Origin of the sequence: Enterobacter cloacae complex sp. IR5441, assembly GCF_049238215.1 — a bacterium.
Classification (GTDB): Bacteria; Pseudomonadota; Gammaproteobacteria; order Enterobacterales; family Enterobacteriaceae; genus Enterobacter; species Enterobacter hormaechei_C.
Window position 1 is genome coordinate 1 of record NZ_JBMKIA010000037.1, and the last position, 22,942, is coordinate 22,942.

The window sequence follows — 22,942 nt, forward strand, 5'->3', positions numbered from 1 at the left end:
AACCTGTTTGACTGCTTCAGTTTTAAACTCTTCAGGATAACGCTTACCGCTCATGGGCACCTCTCTTTAAGTCATCTTAAATGACTCTGAGGTGTCTGTTAAACGCGTGGCGATTCACCTCGCGTCCTTCCGTTCAGTATAGCCTCAGTCCCTGACACCACCCGAGAACGGAATGACGTCCCCTTTCTCCCTCCCGGTGTTGCGTTCAAGCTCCCTGACATACTGCTGTAAAAGTATAAGGTTATGTAACAGCTCTACATTTTCAGCCATCATCTTTTTGATTTCTTCCCTCAGCTCATTTCTCTGACGGCGATACTTTTCTTTCAGCTTGATCTGCTGCTCAATGCCCTGCTCATCAACCGGCGCGGTGCCCTGGCACGTTTTTTTCAGACTGCGGATAGCCTCCCTGACCTGCCTGTACTCAGGACAGTTATAATTCAGGGTGCCGTTTGCCAGCCCCGCTCGTTTTTCCACAGCATACTGGCTGATACGCTCCCCTGATAACATCAGTTCCCTCAGGGCCTGCTCTGCTCTTGCCTGTGTTTTTTTAACCCCCGACTGTTCGTTCGTCATGCTCTATTCATCCTTTTCAAAAAAGCGGACAGCATCTGCATAAAAATCTCTCTCAAGCATCAGAAAATCCCTGTCAGCCTGAGGAGCATTATTTCGCACGGCAATCTCCAGAAGGTTGTCATAATGAGCCATCCTGCGTTTCCACACGGGAACAGAATCAGCTCCGGCCAGCATGTTCTCACATCCCGGATTGCAGGACGCTGACTGAACAACCGCCTTAAACTCGCAGTCATGGCCATTCATGCAATAAAAACCGTTTCCAAGAGATACCAGTTTTTGCCCGCCTCGTTTAGCCATGCTCATCGCTTTTTTCAGTGTAGGAAACGTCATCTGATGTAAGTGCCCACCTCTCTGGGACATCAGTAACTTCCCGCCTTCGCCATAAAGCAGGCCTTCATGCTGATAAGAAACAGCCCTGGAAGCTGAGAGTTCGGTATCAACCCTTTCAATCTCGGCAGCGAATGCCTGAGGGATCGCCCGGCTAAAATGCGAAGCGTTGAGTGCACCGGACATATACCACTCCGTCATGCCTCTGATTAAGTGCTTAAACTGCCGGATAAGATCATTAGTAGAAATCAGATCAAGACGCCTGAGGTGTACAGCAAGTGAACGGCGAAACTGATGGGTTCGCAATGGCCAGAAAGCCCCCTCCCGAATCTCCATCGCAACGCGTTCATCATCACGTATGTTTGGATTTAAAAGCCTGAACTCATCAATATGGTCACGTCGGATGAACAGATGGTGTCTTTTCACAAATTTCTTTGCCCACTCAGTCTGGCGCTGCGTCCCCATAAAAGAGAGTTTTTGCTCCGAGAACCACGACCTGATATTTAAAGACAATGGAACATTGTCCAGCGTCTTCCCGTCCAGGCCTGTCATGATTTGATTAATTCTGCGTAAATGCTGAAAAGGCTTTTCCACATAGCGACAAACAACCCAGTCTTCGTGACTTCCACCTTCCGGGGCGAACTTATGCAACACCGAACGAAGTCCCAGGATATCACCATCATAAATCAGTGAACCGTGCATCACGCCAAGCACTTCGCTGTGTCTCATCCCCGACATGGCCTGTATCACATTCATGACTTTTAACGTCAGCTCAAAATGCCAGGTGTTCAGCTTTATGTGATCAACGCCAATAAAATCAGATCTCCAGCGCTTATTTTTATGTACCGAGAACCAGCCCTGCATCCCGGGGCCAAGTGTCGCGAAAAGCGCCCGAATTTCCCCGGCAACAATATTGTAGTAATACGCGGCCCGGTAATCCGGTATGCTTTTTGCTGTCCCTCTTTTACGGGCTTCCAGCATCGACGTATAGTAAGGCGAATCATAAAAACCGTTTATGATAGCGCACAGCCGGGAAAACCCGTCAAAATCGAAATCACTGATTTCAGCATCCAGTTCAGTAATCAGCCCTTCCCAGACAGACATCATAAGACTGAAAGGCATACAATATGTCTGGTTTGAATCATCCACACTGTTGTAACTGTCGAAGCTAATATCAGGAAAGTAACCGTATTTTCGAAGACGGGTATGACCTGTCAGCGAGATATCCGCCAGGTCCATAAAGTAATTACGTAATGTTCTTTCAGAACGCTTCCTGCCGTGCTCATCCTCCTCCTTCATCTTTACAATGAAAGCATTCCGGACAAGCGGAAAACGAAGCTGAAACAGACTGCGATACCCCATAGACTCAATAATACGGGCTCCCGCCACAATGTTTGCACATTTCCGGATCAGTGACTGCGTCTTCGCGGTCCTGCCGACAATCCAGAGCAGGCTGGCTGAGATGATTTTGGCTTCAAGACGCAGTTCAGGATCCCGTATGCCTGAAAAATTAACGGTTCTTAACGTTTCACCAATATGGGTTCTGACATAGCGATTGGTCCAGACATCATCCCTGAAATAAATATTCAGCGTCTCCTCATTGATAAAACGCATATCATGTTCATCTGAGCTGGCGATAACCAGGCAGTTATTCAGACGTTCAAAGCTTTTGTTTTCTAGTGCCTCACAGATGATATCCTCAGTCGGAAACTCATCCCCTGAACGAAGCGGCGTTCCGGCAGGAAACTCCGCCATTCGACTACGGCTTACCTCTTTTTTCTTCAAATCTGCCATACCGGAGCCACACCTTCTCGCTGAAGTTTAACGCGCGCTTTTTTCAGGGTCGCCTCATCTACCAGCCCAAGCCGTAAATCAATCTTCAGGAGTAACGTTTCATAACGCTCCACAGCATTGACCGAACCGATGTACAACGGTTTTCCATACTCGATAGCATGCCTGAATGACAGCAGGAGCCATACAGACTCCAGCGTTTCCACAACGCAACTTTTTGAACATTCGACACAATGAGAAAAATCCGCACAAGCCTTTGGTGTCCGGCCAAATCGTTTTTGCTTTTTTATAAAGCGCAATTCAATATCTGTAGGCGGCTCCTGCGATCGACATCCCAGGCCATTCAATAAAAGATCCACACCCTCATCGCTTCCACGCAGATCGATCCCCAGCTCATCAGCAACTTTTACCCGCTCGGATAACGCACGTGTCGCAATCCCCTGATTCATAAGCGTATCAAGTGCAGCACTGAAGTTTTCCTTCGCCTCCTGTGGGTTACCTGCAGCATAATTCCGCCTGTAAGTGCCCCAGTTATGCTGTGCTTTTTCCGCCGTAATCAGACCATTCTTTAATGTTCTGTCCGTATACTGCTCAGACGTTTTGCGCAAGCCAGAAACGGTAATTGATGGAAGCGAGGGATTAAGCTGCCGCATCGTGGCCCACGCCCCCTCAGAGTTAGAAAATTTAGTCAGATGACTGGGATTAAGAGAATAAAGCTTACGGAATTTCACCTGCGGCTCACTCAGAAACAGCGCCTGTACCGGAGGGAAGTTATCTGCGGAAACCAGATAGTTAACGATGTCGTCCCTGAGCCTGATAAAAGACAGAAACCAGTAATAGCCCGCACGTTTGGTCACATACTCCGATTTACCTATCGTCAGACGTATATACTTATTCGCTCTCCCCTTATAAACATAATCAGTGCTGATACCCTTTTCATCCAGATGTATATCATCCCGCGTCAGACCCAGAACCTGAGAGGTGTTTCCCCATGTGTGGTAACAGAACAGAAAAAAAGAAGTAAGAAAGTAATTTTCCAGAACGTCCCTGATGATGATCTCTGCCCTGCTGACCCCGTTCTCTCCCGGATACCGGAAATACGCTTCATAAACAGGTGCCAGCAAAGACGGTGAGAAATGCCGCACCCCTTTTTCCGATTTAGCGATATGCTCCCGGATACATCCCGCAAGGAACTCATTCATGGATGACAACTGCCTCAGGATCTCGGAAAGTTCATTCCTGGTATAGCTATCCCTTCCCTGCTGCTGATACGTTCCTTTCGGTAAGAATTCATATTCATACCGCCTCTGAATCTGCCCGCCCGTAAGCAAAAACCGGTTGACCACGGACAAGTAGTGTCTTGCCATCCTGACTGAAATTTTTCGCCGACGAATATCGTTCATGAGATGTTTAATATACATTTCAACGCCTTCAGCCGTGCCATAGTCATACTGATTGACTGACTGCCATATAAAAAACATATTGAGATAACGGAAAATGGTTAACCTTCCGGCGGGACGGTAAGACAGAAGAAATCGTTTCAGAGAGGCAATAAAATCGCGTTTTTCAGGGCGGGCAAGATGCGAATGTTCACTAAACCATCCGGGGAGCAACACATAATCTGAAAAATGAGCCTGAAGATAAACGTCAAGTAAATAATATCGGTTCAGATCCCGCTGAGTGATGTGTCCGCTGACCGTCTCCCATGACAGCACATTTTCGGCCATCCACGTTATCTGCGTTTCACTCCGGCTCATATATGGCTCCATCGCGACCTGCAGCACCGTCAATCAATGCGTCCATGACCCCGGCGACTGCATCAGAAATCTGGTTTTGCTGAAGAAAGACGATGTATTTCATCGTCGTATTTTCGCTTTTATGGCCCATCCAGTATTTTACTGTACCCAGCGCATTTGCGGCCTGATCGGGATAGCAACTCAGTGCCGAGCGTAAAAAATGGGTCGCAAACGTTGCCCGCAAATCATGGGGTTTATGTCTGAACACATTTCCCGGAGCAGACCGGGCCAGGCGATGGCGAAAACTGTACCAGCGGGAGTAAAAGGCTTTTTCAGACATCCGTTTCCCGTTTGCCATTAAAAATAAAGGCTCGTGCCGCCCTTCCCCACCCTGTCGTGCACGCCATTTTTGGATCTTCTTTTCATACTCCTCATCCGCCAGATAATCCAGAACCTGCTCGTACAATCGTCTGGTGATGAAGAGTTCTCGCGTCATCCCAAACTTCGTATGAACTCCGCATCTCGGACCAATATGAAGCCCCCTGATGGTCAACTCAGATACAGGGACACTGGCAAGGTACTCTTCAGTAAAGAGTGACGACGGCAGGGTCAGCATTTCATCCAGCCGTAGCCCACAATTTTTCATCAGCACAATCATTAAACTGAACAACCCGGACTCAGATTTCAGTGCCTCATCCAGGATATGAACCTCTGCATCATTCAGTGGGTTGATTGTCCTTTTTGTTGTGCTGGTTATCCTGATGGCAAGATCCGAACTTATCACCTTGCGTCGCCCGTCAACGACTTTTTCGACCAACGTAAAAAATGAGCTGGCAGCCAGCTCACCACACTTGCCCAGAAATACGTAAAACCGTCGGATAACGCTGATGTACACCGCCGCGGTGGATGAGGCGATGCGCCCCTGCCTTACGGCCCCCAGAAGATACTCCCTGAAGCCATATGTAGGGCTTTGGTATTTCAACGTTCCCGGGGTGAAAGGGTCAAGTCCGTTATCCTCCAGCCACCTTATCCAGCGTAAAAATGCCCGGGCTAAAGGCTTTAAATCCCTGGCCTGCAGGATAGCTTTATCCATAAGATAAAAGTGTACATATCGGCTCAGTTTTCGATTCTGGATGCCGCTAATATAAGGTATTTCAGCATACAGAAATCCGGGTTCAAATTTCAGTTTCGGCTCTGTTGCATCCAGTTTGCTGACACGCCCATAACGCGCATGAATGTTAGTGATTATCCTCACAGTCTGTCGCCCTGAAACGCCACCTCATGCCTACACTATAAATCCGGAAGAAGAAAAAACGGCTATTTGCATTCTAGGGTTGGAATTCATCCATTCTAACCCTAGACTCTTAGTCGGACAAAAAGCTGCTTCTGGTTGGATTTTTCTGTTTTTCACCACCCTGCGAGAATCTAACATTGGTTGGATTCTCAGACGCGCCCTCTCTCGCGTTAATCCAACTCTCCACCTTCTGCCTGCTTCAACAATGTCGGAATGTGCGGCCCATACTCGACCTTGCCTCGTCCTGCTCGAATACCACTGCCAACCTTGCGGGCTTCTTTGGAGTACAACGTCTTTGCACGGATGATGTCATAGCTGTAACCCCGACCTAACCGGTTGGACATCTTGATCAAGCCGTTGAGCCCTTCGGTATAGCCATTGGTGATTGAGAACGGCGCATCCCAGTAGGCAAAGATGTCGTCGTAATGGTTGTGTACCGTTTTCACCAGTTTTTTGAAAGGCTCCATGCCATAAGGCGGCAGGCTGTTCTCCCAAGCCTCAAAGGCGTTCTGAGCGCTCTGTTTGTCGGGTTCGTCGTAGATGCAGAAGAAGGCTTCCTTGAAGTCATAGGCCACGGCAAGTTCTGGGATCGCCTGCTTTACAACCTCCAGCGCCTTTTGCTCCGCGGGCGTCAGGTTGCCGGGCCGCTTCAGGGTGAGCCAGCGAATGGACTTTTTGACATAAATCCGATCTTCTTTGCTTAACTGTGCCTGATAGTTCTTGCGCTCCTCTTCCAGGGCTTCAGAGGCCATCTTGACGACATGGAACTTGTCGATCACCAGTTTGGCGTTGGGCAGATACTGAGCAAAGGAACGCTTGAAGGGTCGCCACATATCCGTACAGACCCATTCCACTTTGTCAGCATCCGGCAAATCCTTGAAGAAGGGCTTCAGGTGCTCTTGAGTACGATGCTCCAACATATCAAAGACGTTGTTGGTTGCCAGATTGGTGATTACACAGCGATACCCGCCGGCAAGGTTCACTTCGTCGATACCCATGATGACCGGGGTTTCGTAACGAACGGTTTGGGAGAGTTCCTCAATGAGATCGTGAGCGATGTTCTTGACGGTGTTCACCGCCACACCGGTTTGCTCGGCTAAAGCATGGAAGGTGGTTCCCAGGCACTGTTGCCGAATAACATCGATCAGCCGTTTGGTGGCTCGGCGTTTATCATCCAGAAAACTCAACTCCGGCATGGACATTTTTCCGCACGACTCACAGCGAAAGCGCGGGCGCTGAACTTCAAGGCGGACCGGCTCCATGTACAACGGCGTGTCCATGAACTTGTTTTTGCGCGTACCGTGTCTGTGCATAGGGGTGTTGCAGTCCCCACATAACGGCACCTCGACCGTTACCGGCTCAGCAACTATCACAAGGCACTTGCTTTCGTGGCGCATATCGACCGGCTTGATGCCTGGCAGATTCAGCAGGTCAAGCATAGGCTTAATCCATATCCAGGTCGATGTCTTTGCCTTCGCGCAGCAGGTCATACACCATATCAACCAATGCGGTCATGCCCTGACGGTCAGACTTGAGCACCTGGGTTGCCAGCTTCTGATGACTGGACAAAGCACGAACAACCGCTTGCTGAACAGCACCGGGGAGGTTGCCTTTCATAGCCTGCTCACGGGTGTTGCTTTCCACCTGAGCCATGACGACATCGCTTTCACCGGTAATCGCTGAAATCTGATTAACGAAAGCCACCTGATCCTGGATCGGCGTCGCCTCACCAAACAGGCTGTTGAGCCTCTCGATAATTTCTTTGACGAATTTAGGCTTGTCGCCTACCGCGCCACCACCGCCTGCACCTGCTGGTTGCAATACCGGGGTTTTGCCTTCGTCTTCTACGTCATCGGGTCGAGCATTGATGTCAAAGCCAGTAAGCACCAGGCCTGTCAAGTCCACGGTTTCCGGTGCTTCGTGCTGAAGGCGCTTTTGCAGCAGCTTGGCGAAAGCGGCAAAGTTTTCCAACTCCGGATCGCCAAAATCAATCAGTTGGGCGATATAGGAATAGGTACGGCAGAAGCGCCCCAGGTCCGACTTGAAGCCCATCAACGCCTTGATTTGCTCGGCATACTCATCCTGGTGGTGATCGGCAGACTTCATGCCCGCCTCGTCACCCTTGGCGCGGGCCTTCTCAAACGCTGCTTCCCAGGTTGCCATGCCATCGCGCAGCATTTTCATCTTGTCGTTATACAAGGCCGTCGCTCCAGCCGTAGCGGCATACAGCGCCTTGTGCTGCGGCGATTTAGTATGAGTGATGTCGCGGATGGTCTTGAAGCGGGCTTCCTTGAACGCGGCCAAATCCTTCTCGTCGTAAAGGCCGTGCTCGTCCAGTCGCTCCTTGATCTCGTAGACCACATTGAGGTCTTGCACTTCGCCGATGTGAGCGCCCTTGTCATAGGTGGCAAAGGCCTTGCGCACGTTCTCCGGGTCGTTCACGAAGTCGATGATAAAGACCTCATCCTTCCCTGGTGCCGTCCGGTTCAGGCGGGCGAAGGTCTGCACAATCTCCACATGGTTGGCGATTTTCTTGTCCACATACATGGCGACCAGTTTCGGCTGGTCAAAGCCGGTCTGGAACTTGTCGGCCACCAACATCACCCGGTATTCCGGGCGGTCAAAGGCAAAGCGCAAATCCTGCCCGTGGACATCCGGGTTCATGCTCTGCTCGGTGAACTCCTCGTTCTCATCGACGATAAACACATCGTCCTTGAACTCGCCGTCATCCTGGTGCATCACCTGCTTACCGGTCATCTTGCCGGAGAAGGCCACCAGTGAATGAATAAAGCCGTACTCGCTGTGCTGCTCGATATAGCGGTCAAACGCCTTCTTGTAGCGAATGGCAGCGGCGCGGGAGCTGGTCACGACCATCGCCTTTGCCTTGCCATCCAGCCGGTGGGCGACGTTCTTGGTAAAGTGCTCAACGATAAACTGCACCTTCTGGGTCACATTGGTAGGGTGCAATGACATCCACTGTGCCAGGGCGCGTTTGGCGGCCTTGCCGCTCACCCGCTTGCTGTCTTCAAGCTGCTTGGAAAGATTGAAGGCCGTTTTGTAGGGTACATAGCCGTTCAACACATCGAGAATGAATTTCTCCTCAATGGCCTGGCGCATGGTGTACAGGTGGAAGGCTTGTGGCGGGTTATCGTCCGAGGCCGGTTGGCTTGTATCTGCCGGGCGACCGAACAGCATCAAAGTGGAGTGCTTGGGCGTGCCGGTAAAGGCGAAGTAGCTGATATTCTCCGGGCGGGCGCGGGACTTTTGCAGTTGCTCCAGCAGTTCATCCACCGTCATGGTGGACATCTTGCCTTGTCCGCTCATTCCCAGCGCGGCTTGCAGCTTAGCGGCGGTAGAGCCTGTCTGCGAGTTATGCGCCTCATCAATGATCACAGCAAAGTTTTTCCCTTTCAGGGCCTTGTCAGTGATGATGGCTTCCATCGCGTAAGGGAAGGTCTGGATCGTGACCACAACAATCGGCGTGCCAGACAACAAGGCCTCCGAGAGCTGCTTGCTCTTGGACTTGGATGACTTCTGCCGGTCAATGGCGGCGATTACCCCAAACTGATGGTCAATCTGCTTCACCGCGTCCTGAAGCTGGCCGTCCAGCACATTACGGTCGGTGACAATGATCACGCTGTTAAATACCGCGTCGCCGTTATCTTCGCGCAGTTTCACCAAGTCATGAGCCGTCCAGGAAATGGTGCTGGTCTTGCCGGAACCGGCGCTGTGGTCACACAGGTAGGTCATGCCTGCGCCGTTTTCGCGGGCATCGGCCAGCATCTGGTTCACTGCCGTCCATTGGTGGAAGCGCGGGAAAATCAGGGTTTCTTTCTTCGACCAGTTGCCCTGAATATCCACCACGTCCTTTTTCTCGACGTAGACAAAGCTATGGAAAATCCGCAGCCAGGCATCCGGTTCGCAGACCTCCTCCCAGAAGTAGGCTACAGGGTATTCCTGAGTACCATCGGCCTTAATCTCACCTGGCGGGTTACCCGCATGTACCGTGCCGCTTTCGTCCTTGCGCCCCTTATTGAACGGCAGGAAAAAGGTGTTTTCTCCATCCAGCTTGGTCGCCATCATGATTTCAGAGTCGGACATGGCGAAATGCACCACCGCCCCACGCTTGAAGGTCAGCAGCGGTTCCCTGCGTTTGGTCTTGGCGTCATACGGTCGGCGATTATTGCGGTACTGATCCATGGCCGCTTCGCAGGACTGGGTGAAGTCGGTCTTCAGTTCGACGGTTGCCACCGGCAGACCGTTGATAAACAGCACCAGATCAATGGCAAATTCACGGGCCGGGTGATACTTCAGCTCCGGCACCACGCGCAGGATATTGGCCTGGTAGCGCTCAATGACTGCTGCATTGCGCTTGTCTTCCGGTGCGGCCTCGGTCATCTCGATCAGGCCGCAACCGGCAATAGAAAAGCCCTGGCGCAACACCTGCATGGTGCCTTGTTTCTCCAGTGCTTTATCCAAGCGGTCCATCAGCACTTCAAGGGTTTTGGCCCCGTTGAGCCGTTCCAGCTTGTCCCATTTTTCCTGCTGGCCGCTGGATTTGATCCAGTTTTCCAGATCTTCGGGGTACACCGCCCTCTCGGTGTCGTAGAACTTGGAATCACCCAGCTTCCAGCCCTGTTCTACAAACCGGTCGATGATGTATTGCTGGAAGTATTTTTCCTGATGTGCTGCTGATTGCATTTATTGTTTTCCTCGCAAATCAATCTGGCCGGTGACAGCGGCGGTGATAAAGGCGGCGCGGCATTCTTTGAGCAGGGTGATACTTTGTTCCGCCTTGCTAATCAGTGCATCAATGCGGGCGGTTTCGCGGTCGAGGGTGGCGACAATGGTGGCTTGTTCATCAGGGGCTGGGGATGGCACCCTAAGGCTGGCTATCACCTCTTGGTTGATATTCGGCTGGCCCCCGCCCTCAGAGAAGAAAGCCACGATATCGGCTCTGAATGCCATCAACCAGTAATACAAAAACTGGATATTCAAATCGCGTTCACCAGACAGCACACAGCAAGCTTGGTTGGTTGTTGCTGGGATTCCAAGAAACCCTAGGCGACCAATTGTTGCACCATACATGGCAATAGCTAATGAACCAGCGGGAAAAATTTTCAAGGCTGAGAATTTCTGCATGGCATCTGAGGTAACACACTTCTTTGTTTTAACGACGGTGTTTTCTCTAAGCTCACTTGTTGTTATCCACGGAATGGTTCCTCCCTGATACCATTCATGCTCCTTTGCCGGTGGCGTTGTTCCACTCCCAATGGCTTGGAAAGCATGAAAAACCTTCCTATTTAACCACTCCTCTGGCACCTGCCCAATCCACTCAATGCCGGAGTCCTTCATCTTGGCGTTGCGGTCTAGTCCCTTGGTGACAGCATGGGTAATCAGCGCCTGGCGCTTTTCCTTCAGTAGCTCGATAAAGCGGGTTTTCTTCTCGACAAGCGCATCAATACGGGCGGTTTCGCGGTCGAGGGTGGCGGCAATGGTGACTTGTTCGTCAGTGTCGGGAAGCCCGAAAGTAAATGACTCAAACAGCTCCGTTGGAACTCGCTTTAAGCCTCCAGTGCCTCTCATCTCAGATTTGGCAATTGTTCTGAACTGCTCTTCTTGCAGACGGTAGTAAAGAAATCGGTTATGTCCCTTTCCATTTACCCGAAGGACATTGATTTCTGTAGAGCCAAACCCAATGCCGTTAACCAGACCATTGGCTACCGCTATGTTTCCATTCTCGAAGCAAGGCGTTACCTTGGCGATCAGAATATCGTCATCGCAGAAATAGCTATATCCGTCATACACCTCATGAATAGGACGAGTTTCATCAAGTGTTATAGCATTGGTTCTCAGCTTCTCCATTGGGAGAAATGTGCAAAGAGAATCCTTTTCCTTGCTTAGGGTCGATTTCTTGGGATTCAAGGCGGAAATACGCTTGATCTGCGCAACCTTCCAATGCTCCGGCACCAGCCCAATCCACTCAACGCCGGAATCCTTGTAGGCTGGATACGGTTTGTAGTGACTCATTCGCTGGCCACCTCCGCCAGTAGCGCGGCAATCTCGGCTTCTACCTGCTTCAGGTCTTCATCAATATCATGCAGCTTGCGCGGCGGCTGGTACTGGTAGAAGAAGCGGTTGAAGTTGATCTCGTAGCCAACGCGGCCCAATTGACCATCCCTGGCATCGGTAAAGCTCTCATCCAGCCAGGCATCCGGCACATGAGGAAGCACTTCGCGGGCAAAGTAGTCGTCGATGTCCTCCAGATAGGGGACGTTCTCGTAATCAGTTAAATCTGTGTCTGGCACCAGCTCGCCGTTGGAATCCGTGACTGGCTCGGCTTTCGGGTCTTTGTGACCAAAGGCGTTGATCAGCGCGGTGATCAATGTCTTGTTGGATTTGACCTTGAGCTGCTTGGCTTCGTCGGACTTGATCGAGTTCCTAACAAAGGTTTCTGCCCAGCTATAGGGCTGCGTTTGCCCGATCAACGGCTTGAGGGCTTTGCGCCAGAATGTCTGATGCGCGTCAGAGAGTTTTTCCCAGGCAGCTTCGGCTTCCAGCCGCTCCATGCCCACCTTATCCAGCTCCAGGGTCATGCGCAGCGGGCGCAGGACCTTGATACGGCGGTAGCCAAAGGTACGGTAGTCCAGCATCCGGGAAAGCGCACCGGTTTCGCCTGCGGCGTAGATGTCCAGAATCTGGCGGCGCTGCTCATCGCTGACAATACGGCGCTTGTTGCCCTCGTTGCGGATTGCAGTCCACAGGTCGGTGGCGTTGATCAACTGCACCTTGCCTTTGCGCTCCTGCGGCTTCTTGTTGGACAGAATCCACAGGTAGGTGGCGATATTGGTGCGGAAGAACAGATCCGTTGGCAGAGCCACAATGGCTTCAATCAGGTCGTCTTCCAGCAACCAACGGCGGATTTCCGATTCGCCAGACGCGGCACCGCCGTTAAACAGTGGCGAACCCGACAGCACGATAGCGGCGCGGCCACCGCCGTTGATCGGCAGTTCTAGCTTGCTCGCCAGGTGCATCAAAAACAGCATGGAGCCATCGCTAATTTTCGGCAGGCCCGGCCCAAACCGGCCCAGCTCGCCTTTTTTGTGTTCCGCTTCGACGGCGGTTTTGTCCTTCTCCCATTTCTTGCCAAAAGGCGGATTGGACAGGCAGTAGTGGAAACGCTCACCGGCAAACTGGTCGTTGGACAGCGTGCTGCCCTGACGAATGTTCTTCGACAGATCTCGGCCAGGGTCGGACTCCAAACGGCGGATCAGCATACCGGCCACACAAACCGCATGGGTTTCCGGCTCCAACTCCTGCCCGTGCGGCACCAGCACTGGCGGGATCTTGTCGCGGTTACCGTAGTCGCCCACATGGTTCATGGCATCGGTGAGGAAGCCACCCGTACCACAGGTCGGGTCATACAGAGTACGAATCAAACCGGGGCTGGCCTCAAACAGGGCATCATCCGGGTCAAGCAGCAATGCGGTCGCCAGGTGAACGATGTCACGCGGCGTCATGAAGTCCTCGGCCCCTTCATTTACCTCGGCACCAAAGCGGCGAATCAGGTGTTCGTAGATGTTACTCATCACCCGATCCGGCACCACGTCCGGGTGCAGGTCGATCTTGGCAAAGTTCTGGCAAATCTTGTACAGCAAGCCCGCTTTCTCCAGCCGGATCACCGTATTGCCAAACTCAAACTCCTCGAAGATAGCGCGGGCGTTATCCGAAAACAGGGCGATGTAGTCTTCCAGATTGCGGCGCGTCTTGGTGCTACCCAGGGTGCCAAGGGAGTATTCAGAGGTGTTGTAGAAGGGGTATTCAGCGGTTGAGCGCAGAATGGTATCCAGCTCAACATCGGCATCCTTGAAAGCGTCATGCGCTTCTCTCACCGCCTCGCGAGTCGGCTCCAGCGCACACTCCAGGCGGCGCAGCAAGGTAAACGGCAAAATGATCTTGCCAAAGTCCGTATGCTTGAAGTCCCCCCACAGGTCTTCCGCGTTCTTCCAAATAAAGTCAGCCTGTGAAGCTGCCGATCCCGTAAATTCGTTCATTCTTGACTCCAACCACCTTTTGCACAGAACGGTACTGTAGTCAATCTGCGAATGTCAACCAGATTTTGCACAAAAGGGGATGGATTTCAATTCCTAGCTAAATCTGCGATCCTACCTCAGAATGCAAATAGCCGAAAAAACAAACAACCAGGTTGCCGGGAGTGAATATGCAAATCAGGAGGAAAGTAAAAGATGTAACGACACCATCACGATGCAATACATTGACCTCAACACGTTACCCGGACCATACGTGATAAACATCACAAATCCTTTGAGTGAAGAACTTAAGATGTGATTTTCATTTCCCGGCACAAACCGTGCCCTTAAAAAACAGGCAACGGATACATCTTAATGCCAGAAGTAAACCTTAATTGATTGAATACAGCCTGAGTCCATTGCAAAAATAACACACAGGGTAAATTCGCATATACAGAACCCAACGAAAAGCAAAAGAAACCTGTAACACATTTCGTTTACCTGTCACTTTCAATTGTAAAAGCCAGCAGAAAAAGCGCATATAACTATATTTATCCCTGCGGGGACTTTTGTTTGTGCTATATATTTTTTACAGAGAACCGCAACGCGTCCAAACACAAGAATATATTTACCTCTGGAAAATGGTCTGACTCCCTTTCACGTGGTTGTAGTGACCTGTTCTGTGATTCATGTAATGTCTTTTCTGGATGAGGAAAATATGTCATCACTGATATTTTATACAGACGAAGCACAAGCACTGATTGTAACAGATACCCTTGCCGTCACCGATAATGGGGAGCCGTTATCTTTTGTTTCCAAAGCAGGTTACATCCCCCAGCTAAGAACCATCATAGCAGGAACGGGGGCAGGTGGATTTTCTAACACCTGGTTGCTTGAAGCATCAACCAGAATGGTCGTATCAGGTATACAAAATCTCAATTATCATACATCGGCCTGTCTAAGGAGGCTGTGGAAACAATACAAGCATGACCATGCAATTCCCTCTTCTTCAACGGTGACAACCAGTGTTTATCAGTTCGCAATTTGCGAGGAAACAGGAAATATCGTTTCGTTCGCCTATCGCTCAGTCCATGATTTCGAATCAGAGCAATTACAATACGGAACAGGAGTAAAACCTGAGTGCCAAATCTTGGATGGGGATTTGTTGCAGACAATTCCTGTAATGATGAATGAACAAAGGGCTATACAGGCGACATACCCACACCCGGAACGGATCCATATTGGCGGTGAGATGATTGCGCATTATCTGACATCATCTATGTATCAATGCTTTAAGATTGGGGAATTTGAGGATTTCAGAACTCAGGGAGAGTATATATTGAGCAGGATTTAGGCAAAACGCGGTTCAGATAAAGTGCTTTTAACAGGCTTGCTGAACATTAAAAGGATATCTCTCAATTACGATGAATAGCTTGAATTCTAAAAATAGAAAAGTAGAGTTTAACTCTAAATACATAAAAACAAGAGTAAGCGAGCACCCATATCGAGCCCCACAAGCTGATGTTCGAGTGGGTTTCTCCGGCGACCAGATACACTCCCCGGTGGCGTCTTTATAAAGCGTTGCCAGGCTGAAGTTATCCGGCATAAAGCTTGGTAAAGGGAAGCGTGATTCGGAACCACAGGCCATCAGAAAAGACCAGATGTCCTGAGTGCGCCACTCCTTTACCGGATAGAGTTCACCACCGTGCTCAGTCAGGGTTACTTTCCTCGCCTGCCCTCCCATTTTGAGGATATTTCCGGCCCTTCGGGCACTTTCATCATCCCTGGAGCCCAGCATCAGGCATACCCTGCTTCGAACGGATGCCGGGGCGTTTTTCAGGTAACGAGCTTTGGCCTGGCGCAGGGGCGCGATTTTGTAGTCGGTTGAGCACTGTCGGGTAGAAGAATTAGTCCAGGTCGGAAGTCCGCGCCCAGTCAGAATGCGGCCGACCCAGCTCTGCGTAAGAGACGGTCGGGCGACAAGGACTGTGACCGGTAGCTGGTGTTCAGCAATGAACATTCTGAGCTGGTTGAGAACCTGTGAAGCCTGATAGTGCATCTCAGGGTTTTCGATCAGCGTATCGGACATCTGAATGAAATGATGTTCGCTGATATTTGTGCCGTTACGTACTGCCCTGATCAATGCCATCAGAAACAGGTGCAGAAGAGAATGGGAGTCTTTGCCGCCACTGTATCCCACGCACATTGTCCAGCCGTCCGTAATAGCCTGATAAATAGCAGATGTGGCTGACATGACCAGAGAAGAAAGACTCACAGTCTCCTTTTCATCGGTATAGTTCAGATCGGCATCGGTTGTCAGGGTCTCCCAAACATCCGCCCATTTATCATGTTTCAAAATGGCAGCATTAGCCGCCTCAGGAAAAATAACTTCTGAGGATAATTCAAGGAATGAGTCGCTTTTTTCAATAAACATATATTTTCCTGAACCACGGTATATGCTGCATCACTGATATTATTAGAACTTTAAAATAACTACAGCGCAACCATTTAGCGAAATTATATTAAATCAAAATCACGCGGATTTAATGTCAATATATATAAAAATAATCCATTGTAATTTAATCACCCGGCACAGCTATTAGTTATAGGTTGGCGGCGTAATAAATGCCGTATTATTTGTTTTCAACTCAGACAGCGGAATAAAAGGAGTGTTAAGAGTCATGTCATCACCACAATGGCGTGGTAGAGCTGAAAGCTGAAATGAATCTTTCATCACCCTAATAACCGGGCATTCCGTACGTGCTGATGGCATTACTTCCCGCAGCATCGCTTCCTGCTTTATGCTGTCGCTATGCTTATATTCATCCATGTCTTTTATTTCTTGAATTTCATCTTCACCACAAAATGACCAGTTAGCGTCATAGAAGTAAAACTCAGTTAAATGAAGATCGTTTTCTTTCACGTATGCCGCCAATTTGCGGATACGCTGTTCAAGCATTGTATCTATCCGTAAGGAAACACTCTGCGGAACGTCACTTGCAAATTCATTGATACAATCAACGGTAGAAACTATGAATTTATTGGTCATGGCAGGCTCCAGGCCACCGGGGAAACCGGTGGCTACGGTAATTGGCAGGCTTAAGCGCCGCAAAGGGTGTCAAGGGAAGGGAGAAGCTTGCTCAGCTTGTCGTAATCGAGCGGAGACAGTTCTGTAACGAGTTCGACCGAAAGACTAGTGTTGTCTTCTTCACACAGAATATAGATTCCGTCTTCTGGCTCTTTTCCGGCACATGCCTTCAGTCGTTTGTTAACGACCTCCTGGGCTGAATCCGCTACGTCGCAGCTCAGGACATAGCTTGCCACATAGCTGCTCTCACCGTGGTAATGCGTCACTTTACACAGAGCATACTGGATACCGGCTTTGTGAGCCTCATTCATGAGACGAGAAAACTGACAGCCATCCTGGTAATAGTGGGTATCCTTTGTGACCAGAATAGTCATACCCCCAAATTCATCTGTCCGGCTTTTACTGCATGTAAATGCAGCAGTAATTGTTACCATTTCCGAGAGGTCGAATACCGACAGCACGGCAGTTGTGAGGCAAATTGCATGGTCAAGATCAATGGTCTCTCCATGAAAAACTGCCAGCCCACTGCTGGTAACTTCTGTTGCGAACAACAGTTCATAATTGCAGTCTGGGCAGGATGGTTGCCCAAAGCTCGGCTCAGAAGGGTCATACTCAGGGTGGTTCTCGATAATACTGAGGATCAGCTTCTCAGTCAGAGAACAATCTGTCAGTGGCTTATCAAGCAAACGCTCACCTTCTGCAATTTCTGCTTCGGTAACGAATGTGATTGCTTCTTGTGCCATTTTTGCCTGCTCCTGAGTGCAGGGAATAATAAACGACGCCTGAGTATAATTATCTGCCACAGTTGACTCCTTGATTATTTAATTAATGTATTTGATGAGAAGATCATAACAAATACACTAATACCAACTAATAACCTGAAGGCGTTTTTTTAGAAAAAATATTAAGAAGAAGAATATGAACACTACCTCATCTTAAATTAATATCATTCAGGATTAATATTCATTTTTGCAAATAAAAACCGCCAGACGGCGGCTTTTATAAAGAGGGAAATATCATTGGAAGTTGAAATTACTTCACGGCAGGCCGACAAATTACGCGACTGCTGTGAGCTGAAGCGAAACTTGTAGAGGAAACTATAATCACCTTTTCTAAGTCGTCGGCACTGTCAGCAATATGATGCCGGAAAGCCTCCTCTGCATCACCAGGGGAGTCGGCTTCGACCAGGTAGGCCTGATCATCATCATCAAACATAATGCGCCCGGAAATGAGATAAAGTCGGCTCAAATCTGGCGTTGCTGCGCTCGTGCTTCGTTCGTTCAGATTCATTTTTTCTCCGTCTGTTGCTCGTAAAAAGAATGACGCCGGTTTAAAAGGCGTCGCCAGGGTTCGGGCTAAAACGCAGGGTTGCCATCGAGGAAGCTCATTGGCTGGCCAATAGCGGATGCCACCCTGAGAATTTCACCTGGTGTGGCATAACGCAGCATTTCAGAGCGTCCAAATTTCTGATACTCATCTACTGACATCTTTCTCCACTCTGGGTGAGGATCTTTTCCGCACAGTGACCAGTTGCTTTCAGAGGAATCACGACGGAGAACGTACACATCAAGCGAGGCTGTAAGCCCACTTCCATATCCCCGCTGCGCTACAATACGAACCTGAGAACCATCGTCGCGTTGCAACGTCTGGGTTAATTTCGTGATAGGATCCTGAGAATGCATGCCATTTACCTCGTTTTCAAAAGATTTACCGTAAGTAAATGATACCGAATCGAGAATTCTGGCTAATAGGTCAGAAGAAAAAATAATGAATATTTTTGAAGTGTAGGATAATGATTAGAATAAAATGGCCTGAATAAATCGCTAGCGGTTAAATCCGCTTATTTCAGAGAAGCTCTGATTTAGTAGTTAGGGAAAACGATGCGGTGAAAAGTAACTTTTACACCGCAATTCAGAAAAAAGTTTCAATTAGTCACATTACGAATAACCCGGCTTACTTTCGCATGTGCGTTCCCCTGGATGTTAAAGTAAAGCCCCTCAGGCAGACTCGTCGCCCACTTAACTCCTCGCTCAGCCATACGCTTCGGTGTTTCCAGCCAACCACGAGGAATATTGCCCGTAACGTCACCGATAACCCGTGAAATGCATGCTGCTACCCGGATGCCGCCGGGAATATCGCATTCGGATTCAACAATATGCATAACCTCAAATAAAGCACCATGCCGCTGGACATGATCGCCAATGTGCAACTCGATAGGAGAAACCATTTCTGTATCTGACTTCATATCTGTCCACCTTTAATTTAGAAACCGTCTAAATTACCAATATAGTTAATGTACCGGATGTTAATTCAACAAGTTCTGTATCACAACCATCAGTTTTTTTTGTTGGGTCTATATCGGAGAAACAAGTGAATATTGAATACACTCGTTAATACAGACAACCGGAAATGAATGGCACCCTAATTATCTCTGCGGCGTATGCTAAGCCGTTAATATTGTCATTTTATGGTAGAAACAATGCAAAATGAATAAACCGCTTGTCGCTTCAAACCACTTTATCAAAACCGTTAACTTGCATTAAGCCCGATACAGTTCGGCGAGCTCGTCCAGCATGGGGTTACTCTTATATCCCGGTGCGGCCGTAAAAAGGTTTCGGGAAATCGCCAGCCATTCCATGATTTTGTCCGTCGCCAGCCAACGTCTGCCAAGTCGCTCGGCTGCGATGGGAACTTTATGCAGGCCAGCGAAGGGATCTACAACAAGATCTCCCGGCTCTGTCAAAAACTCAATCAGAAACGCTGCAAGCCTGGTAGGAGACGTTGCACCATGCAGCGGAAAACCTAGCTCGCGGGCAATGGAATGGCAAAATCTCGTATCAGCGCAGCTATTGCCGTAAAACAAAGTATTTTTGGGGATCGTTCCTTCTGTTTTATTTCCAAAGGATCCGCTTTTAAGCTGGTACGCCCCATCACCATAAAAGGTCGTGCGATTTTCACCGCCTGCTGCCTGCAATTTAAGATGCTGCTCTGAATGCGGTTGCAGTACACGTAAGTTGTTTGAACGAACCTTACTCGCATCATTGGTAAACCACAGCACAGGCTCATACGATGAGCAGAGCTGCACTCGTTGCTTACATGCCCAGTGCGTTGGCGATGGGGGCTTACTGCGATTCACCCACTGAAGCCTGTCCATGAGCTCAAGCCCCAGCTTGTCACATAATGCCAGTGTCAGACGCTCCAGATACAGAGAACGTGAAGGCCTGCCCCTATTAAAGCTATCTTGAGTGATATTCAATGCCACACTTGCGCCGGGTACAAGCTGTTTCACGATCGGTTCGAGGATACGCAGAAGCCAGTCAATATAAACCTGCTCGCCACGCCCCCCGCCATGCCCGTAGTCTCTTGAATTTCGAAGGAGGTAAGGCGGCGAGGTCAGGCAAAGATGAATTTGCTCTGTGATATTGCTGAAGAAGGCATAGGCGTTTCCAAAAACCGATGCCCCAAGAGAAGTTGAGAAACCGACAACACAGAGCTTTTCCCATGACTCGTGTAGGTTTGTTTTCGTCTTAGAGGAGTATCTCCAGACGCCCCGTTTTTCTGGAACGCGTTCGATGACTCCGGCCTGCCGAAGAGTCTGCTGAAACCAGCGTACTTTGTGTTTGACGCCGCTGGTTCTGGTTTTATCTGACCCAAATTCTTTCAGTTCGTGCAATTCGGCATCCGACATGCCAGTTTCACGCTGCACTTCGCGATAAAGCTCGTCGTTGCTCAACGGCAATTCGGAGGCTGCGTAGATCCGTGCAATTAAATCCGTAGAAATCGTGCTCATCAGCCATCCTTAATGGAGATGCAGTTTAAATATCGGCCTGATGGTTGGAAGGGGGATTACTAAATCAAACCGATCTGTTTATTTATAGGCTTTGTCAGGTCATGCAGCACAGCTGGGCATGCGCAAAGAGACCCAGTCTTCTTTAGCGGAGACACCTTCAAAAGTTGTACTCAATCAGCCCCAAGATTTTGAAACTCAATGTGCTTTTGCTCACACTCCTCCCTGCCCCACGAGCCCTGCCATTCACAGATGTCCCGGTACTTAATTTCCAGCTTATCCATCTGTGAGAGGTTAGCTGTTGCGAAGTCTGGCCATATGTCGTGCCAGCATGCGTTGTACGTGACGCCTGCTGGTGGGCAATACATCATTGCATCAGCATGGATAATTTCAACGCGAGGATCGTTTGCAAACGAGGCCGCAACGAGGTTAATAACGTCCTGTTCTTTTTCAATTACTGTTACATGGGTTACATCTTCTTTTTGAAGAATGGCGTGAAGCACCATCCCCAGACCAAGACCATTAATGAGCACGCGCCCGGTGGCTCGCTCTAAAAAATCCTGGCAGGTTCTGATCTCCATCGGGGTATTGGACATCACCACATCCCAGCCGTTGGACAAACGCCGATATCTACCGGGCGGGATAAACTCGTCTGTATTACCTGTATACTCGGCACGAAGGGCGAGGCTCATCGCCTTATCTGCGGTAATTTCGAATGTGTCCAGTTTCCAGGTTCCGGACGTGCCGTCTTTAACGGGTAAATCAGAAAAGCAGCTCTTCATCAAGGCAACCAAAATTCCAGTAATGTTGTTACGCTGAACCTATCACAAACCTGCTCTTAATACAGTTATCAGGAGTGACAGCGATCTTTGAGGAATCGTTTAAATCACGGGCATCCTGTAGCGGACGCCCGATATTTAATCAAATGTCGCAGGTGTTAAAGGAAGCGTTGCAAAGTTGCAACGTCTTCTGGAGCAACCTCCACGCAGCTCCTGACACTGTAGTGATTTTCGCCGTTGTAGTCGTAAACCCCACCGTCTTCAAAACTCAGCTGTTCAAGCTCGCCATGGCACTCTGAAATGAGTGCCGTCTGGCAAGCATTTTTCTCACAATCGCTGACGAGTAACCGAACATAGCTATTCTCATGGTCGCCGTTTCGGTTCTGGATTTTAACGATAAAGTGTTTTTCAGACATTTGTGCCTCCAGCACAGTTTGAGGTTAATTTAGCGTTGCCCCGGCTCACCGGGGCAAGAATAAATCAACCCTTAATGAAACTGTGCCCCCAGGTGTTAGGCTTAAATGCCTGCTCTTTGATATATGTTTTCATTACCTTGCAGGTTTTTTTCAGGGCTTTGGTATTGGCATCGGTTACTGAGATAAAATGGCGAGAATAACGGTTTTCCCGGTATTGCTTATCAGCGTTTGGGTCAATTGCTTCGCTTTGCAGGAGTCCTTCGTGCCTGCCAATTACTATTACGTAGTTCATTTCACCTGAAACACGATCCGTGAGTAATTGAATGGAAATATCAGTCGCTCGCGTGGCCTGGCTAGCAGAAATTTTTGCATGTAAGAAAGCTCCCTTTCGAAAGTTGGCCGGAGTCAAACCTGTAATATCCTCGGTGCTAAAATTAAGTGAAGATAGAGTTGAAAATAAATCACAGCTAATGACTTCAGTATTATTAGACATAACCCGGCTCCGCTCATATTCATGTTAAGGTAATTATATCAGGTTGATAGCATTACCTAATAACTTGGTGGCAAAAAGTTGTGGTTTTTGATTAACTAAAATTGATGTTCTCAATACTGCTCAAGAATTCTTTCTTTACACCCGGAGTAAAAGGTATACGTTCAATGTATTTATAAAGCGTCGCAAAGGTTTTGGTTTCAATGTTTCGTGAAATAACATCATCAATCGGGTCTTCGAACATATTAATAAAAACATCAATATGCTGCTCTCCGCTTTCTGAAGCTAAAGAGAGAATACAGACCACTTCAATGTAGCGGTTATCCTGCTCTGCAATGAACAACCAGTGCCCTTCGTTAAAGGCTGGTGCAGCACTGAAGCGTTTTACAACAATTTCTGAAAGAGCATATCCTGCCTGATCCAACAGATTAATAAAGTTGAGTTGAGTTGAAACCACGTCTAACGCTTTCATAAAACCTCCTTTTCATCTGTACTTATTATACTGTTACCCATCCCCCCAGCTAATAACCTCCCAGCAAACTTTCAAAAAAAATACCACCTTTAATTAGAATTGAACACATCCTTTTTAAATAACAAAAAGGATTATGAAACCCACAATGTTTGTGATGTG

The 22,942-nt window shown here is 49.0% G+C and carries 20 protein-coding genes; 1 reads left to right on the plus strand and 19 read right to left on the minus strand.

The window, feature by feature from the left end; genetic code table 11:
* Positions 1–144: 144 nt before the first annotated feature.
* The 8 genes from ACOTX5_RS22965 to ACOTX5_RS23000 form a co-directional block, all read right to left on the minus strand.
* Positions 145–573 carry a hypothetical protein gene (locus tag ACOTX5_RS22965; RefSeq protein WP_017384060.1) on the minus strand — a complete coding sequence of 143 codons (429 nt, stop codon included), beginning with the start codon at positions 571–573 and terminating at the stop codon, positions 145–147.
* A gap of 3 nt (positions 574–576) precedes the next feature.
* Positions 577–2,694, minus strand: a complete 2,118-nt coding sequence (locus ACOTX5_RS22970; protein ID WP_017384059.1) for a hypothetical protein — start codon at positions 2,692–2,694, stop codon at positions 577–579.
* Positions 2,682–4,448: a hypothetical protein gene (locus ACOTX5_RS22975; protein ID WP_234101275.1), complete on the minus strand. Its 1,767-nt coding sequence runs from the start codon at positions 4,446–4,448 to the stop codon at positions 2,682–2,684. Before ACOTX5_RS22975 ends, ACOTX5_RS22970 begins: the two co-directional genes overlap by 13 nt.
* The gene (locus ACOTX5_RS22980) at positions 4,435–5,682 is read right to left on the minus strand and encodes a tyrosine-type recombinase/integrase (protein ID WP_007897923.1); all 1,248 of its coding nucleotides are present in this window, start codon (positions 5,680–5,682) and stop codon (positions 4,435–4,437) included. The genes ACOTX5_RS22975 and ACOTX5_RS22980 overlap by 14 nt, the downstream gene beginning before the upstream one ends.
* 209 nt (positions 5,683–5,891) lie before the next feature.
* The gene (locus tag ACOTX5_RS22985) at positions 5,892–7,160 is read right to left on the minus strand and encodes an ISL3 family transposase (RefSeq protein WP_129304504.1); all 1,269 of its coding nucleotides are present in this window, start codon (positions 7,158–7,160) and stop codon (positions 5,892–5,894) included.
* Between the two features lie 4 nt (positions 7,161–7,164).
* Positions 7,165–10,422, minus strand: coding sequence for a type I restriction endonuclease subunit R (locus tag ACOTX5_RS22990; protein ID WP_020317160.1), 3,258 nt, complete (start codon positions 10,420–10,422; stop codon positions 7,165–7,167).
* Positions 10,423–11,751, minus strand: a complete 1,329-nt coding sequence (locus ACOTX5_RS22995; protein WP_234101276.1) for a restriction endonuclease subunit S — start codon at positions 11,749–11,751, stop codon at positions 10,423–10,425. It lies immediately after the preceding gene.
* Positions 11,748–13,775, minus strand: a complete 2,028-nt coding sequence (locus ACOTX5_RS23000; protein WP_016162084.1) for a type I restriction-modification system subunit M — start codon at positions 13,773–13,775, stop codon at positions 11,748–11,750. Before ACOTX5_RS23000 ends, ACOTX5_RS22995 begins: the two co-directional genes overlap by 4 nt.
* Positions 13,776–14,469: 694 nt before the next feature.
* Between ACOTX5_RS23000 and ACOTX5_RS23005 the strand changes: the two genes are divergently transcribed.
* Positions 14,470–15,105, plus strand: coding sequence for a hypothetical protein (locus tag ACOTX5_RS23005; protein ID WP_012477419.1), 636 nt, complete (start codon positions 14,470–14,472; stop codon positions 15,103–15,105).
* Positions 15,106–15,132: 27 nt separating this feature from the next.
* Here the strand turns inward: ACOTX5_RS23005 and ACOTX5_RS23010 are convergent, their stop codons facing one another.
* The 11 genes from ACOTX5_RS23010 to ACOTX5_RS23060 form a co-directional block, all read right to left on the minus strand.
* Complete coding sequence (locus tag ACOTX5_RS23010) at positions 15,133–16,185, minus strand: phosphoadenosine phosphosulfate reductase family protein (protein WP_012477420.1); 1,053 nt, start codon at positions 16,183–16,185, stop codon at positions 15,133–15,135.
* 165 nt (positions 16,186–16,350) lie between these two features.
* A complete protein-coding gene (locus tag ACOTX5_RS23015; RefSeq protein WP_000182312.1) occupies positions 16,351–16,800 on the minus strand; it encodes a hypothetical protein in 450 nt (149 codons plus the stop codon).
* Positions 16,801–16,850: 50 nt separating this feature from the next.
* Complete coding sequence (locus ACOTX5_RS23020; RefSeq protein ID WP_000774871.1) at positions 16,851–17,642, minus strand: hypothetical protein; 792 nt, start codon at positions 17,640–17,642, stop codon at positions 16,851–16,853.
* Positions 17,643–17,871: 229 nt separating this feature from the next.
* Complete coding sequence (locus tag ACOTX5_RS23025; RefSeq protein WP_001052325.1) at positions 17,872–18,129, minus strand: hypothetical protein; 258 nt, start codon at positions 18,127–18,129, stop codon at positions 17,872–17,874.
* Between the two features lie 65 nt (positions 18,130–18,194).
* Complete coding sequence (locus tag ACOTX5_RS23030; protein WP_000556022.1) at positions 18,195–18,521, minus strand: hypothetical protein; 327 nt, start codon at positions 18,519–18,521, stop codon at positions 18,195–18,197.
* A 242-nt stretch (positions 18,522–18,763) separates the two neighbouring features.
* Complete coding sequence (locus ACOTX5_RS23035; RefSeq protein ID WP_000834113.1) at positions 18,764–19,084, minus strand: hypothetical protein; 321 nt, start codon at positions 19,082–19,084, stop codon at positions 18,764–18,766.
* Between the two features lie 294 nt (positions 19,085–19,378).
* Positions 19,379–20,629, minus strand: coding sequence for a site-specific DNA-methyltransferase (locus ACOTX5_RS23040; RefSeq protein ID WP_000104393.1), 1,251 nt, complete (start codon positions 20,627–20,629; stop codon positions 19,379–19,381).
* A gap of 170 nt (positions 20,630–20,799) precedes the next feature.
* Positions 20,800–21,408, minus strand: coding sequence for a hypothetical protein (locus ACOTX5_RS23045; RefSeq protein ID WP_000833775.1), 609 nt, complete (start codon positions 21,406–21,408; stop codon positions 20,800–20,802).
* Positions 21,409–21,563: 155 nt separating this feature from the next.
* Positions 21,564–21,821, minus strand: coding sequence for a hypothetical protein (locus tag ACOTX5_RS23050; protein WP_001290639.1), 258 nt, complete (start codon positions 21,819–21,821; stop codon positions 21,564–21,566).
* A gap of 64 nt (positions 21,822–21,885) precedes the next feature.
* Positions 21,886–22,314 carry a hypothetical protein gene (locus tag ACOTX5_RS23055; RefSeq protein WP_000069824.1) on the minus strand — a complete coding sequence of 143 codons (429 nt, stop codon included), beginning with the start codon at positions 22,312–22,314 and terminating at the stop codon, positions 21,886–21,888.
* Positions 22,315–22,405: 91 nt separating this feature from the next.
* A complete protein-coding gene (locus ACOTX5_RS23060; protein ID WP_000645320.1) occupies positions 22,406–22,783 on the minus strand; it encodes a hypothetical protein in 378 nt (125 codons plus the stop codon).
* Positions 22,784–22,942 lie beyond the last annotated feature (159 nt).

Bases quoted from the DNA above. Each gene is read 5' to 3' on its own strand.
- ACOTX5_RS22965 (WP_017384060.1), bottom strand. From the start codon at position 573: ATGACGAACGAACAGTCGGGGGTTAAAAAAACACAGGCAAGAGCAGAG.
- ACOTX5_RS22995 (WP_234101276.1), bottom strand. From the start codon at position 11,751: ATGAGTCACTACAAACCGTATCCAGCCTACAAGGATTCCGGCGTTGAG.
- ACOTX5_RS23050 (WP_001290639.1), bottom strand. From the start codon at position 21,821: ATGTCTGAAAAACACTTTATCGTTAAAATCCAGAACCGAAACGGCGAC.
- ACOTX5_RS23010 (WP_012477420.1), bottom strand. From the start codon at position 16,185: ATGTTTATTGAAAAAAGCGACTCATTCCTTGAATTATCCTCAGAAGTT.
- ACOTX5_RS23030 (WP_000556022.1), bottom strand. From the start codon at position 18,521: ATGCATTCTCAGGATCCTATCACGAAATTAACCCAGACGTTGCAACGC.
- ACOTX5_RS23055 (WP_000069824.1), bottom strand. From the start codon at position 22,314: ATGTCTAATAATACTGAAGTCATTAGCTGTGATTTATTTTCAACTCTA.
- ACOTX5_RS23060 (WP_000645320.1), bottom strand. From the start codon at position 22,783: ATGAAAGCGTTAGACGTGGTTTCAACTCAACTCAACTTTATTAATCTG.
- ACOTX5_RS22970 (WP_017384059.1), bottom strand. From the start codon at position 2,694: ATGGCAGATTTGAAGAAAAAAGAGGTAAGCCGTAGTCGAATGGCGGAG.
- ACOTX5_RS23025 (WP_001052325.1), bottom strand. From the start codon at position 18,129: ATGAATCTGAACGAACGAAGCACGAGCGCAGCAACGCCAGATTTGAGC.
- ACOTX5_RS23045 (WP_000833775.1), bottom strand. From the start codon at position 21,408: ATGAAGAGCTGCTTTTCTGATTTACCCGTTAAAGACGGCACGTCCGGA.
- ACOTX5_RS23000 (WP_016162084.1), bottom strand. From the start codon at position 13,775: ATGAACGAATTTACGGGATCGGCAGCTTCACAGGCTGACTTTATTTGG.
- ACOTX5_RS23015 (WP_000182312.1), bottom strand. From the start codon at position 16,800: ATGACCAATAAATTCATAGTTTCTACCGTTGATTGTATCAATGAATTT.
- ACOTX5_RS22975 (WP_234101275.1), bottom strand. From the start codon at position 4,448: ATGAGCCGGAGTGAAACGCAGATAACGTGGATGGCCGAAAATGTGCTG.
- ACOTX5_RS22985 (WP_129304504.1), bottom strand. From the start codon at position 7,160: ATGCTTGACCTGCTGAATCTGCCAGGCATCAAGCCGGTCGATATGCGC.
- ACOTX5_RS23035 (WP_000834113.1), bottom strand. From the start codon at position 19,084: ATGAAGTCAGATACAGAAATGGTTTCTCCTATCGAGTTGCACATTGGC.
- ACOTX5_RS23040 (WP_000104393.1), bottom strand. From the start codon at position 20,629: ATGAGCACGATTTCTACGGATTTAATTGCACGGATCTACGCAGCCTCC.
- ACOTX5_RS22990 (WP_020317160.1), bottom strand. From the start codon at position 10,422: ATGCAATCAGCAGCACATCAGGAAAAATACTTCCAGCAATACATCATC.
- ACOTX5_RS23005 (WP_012477419.1), top strand. From the start codon at position 14,470: ATGTCATCACTGATATTTTATACAGACGAAGCACAAGCACTGATTGTA.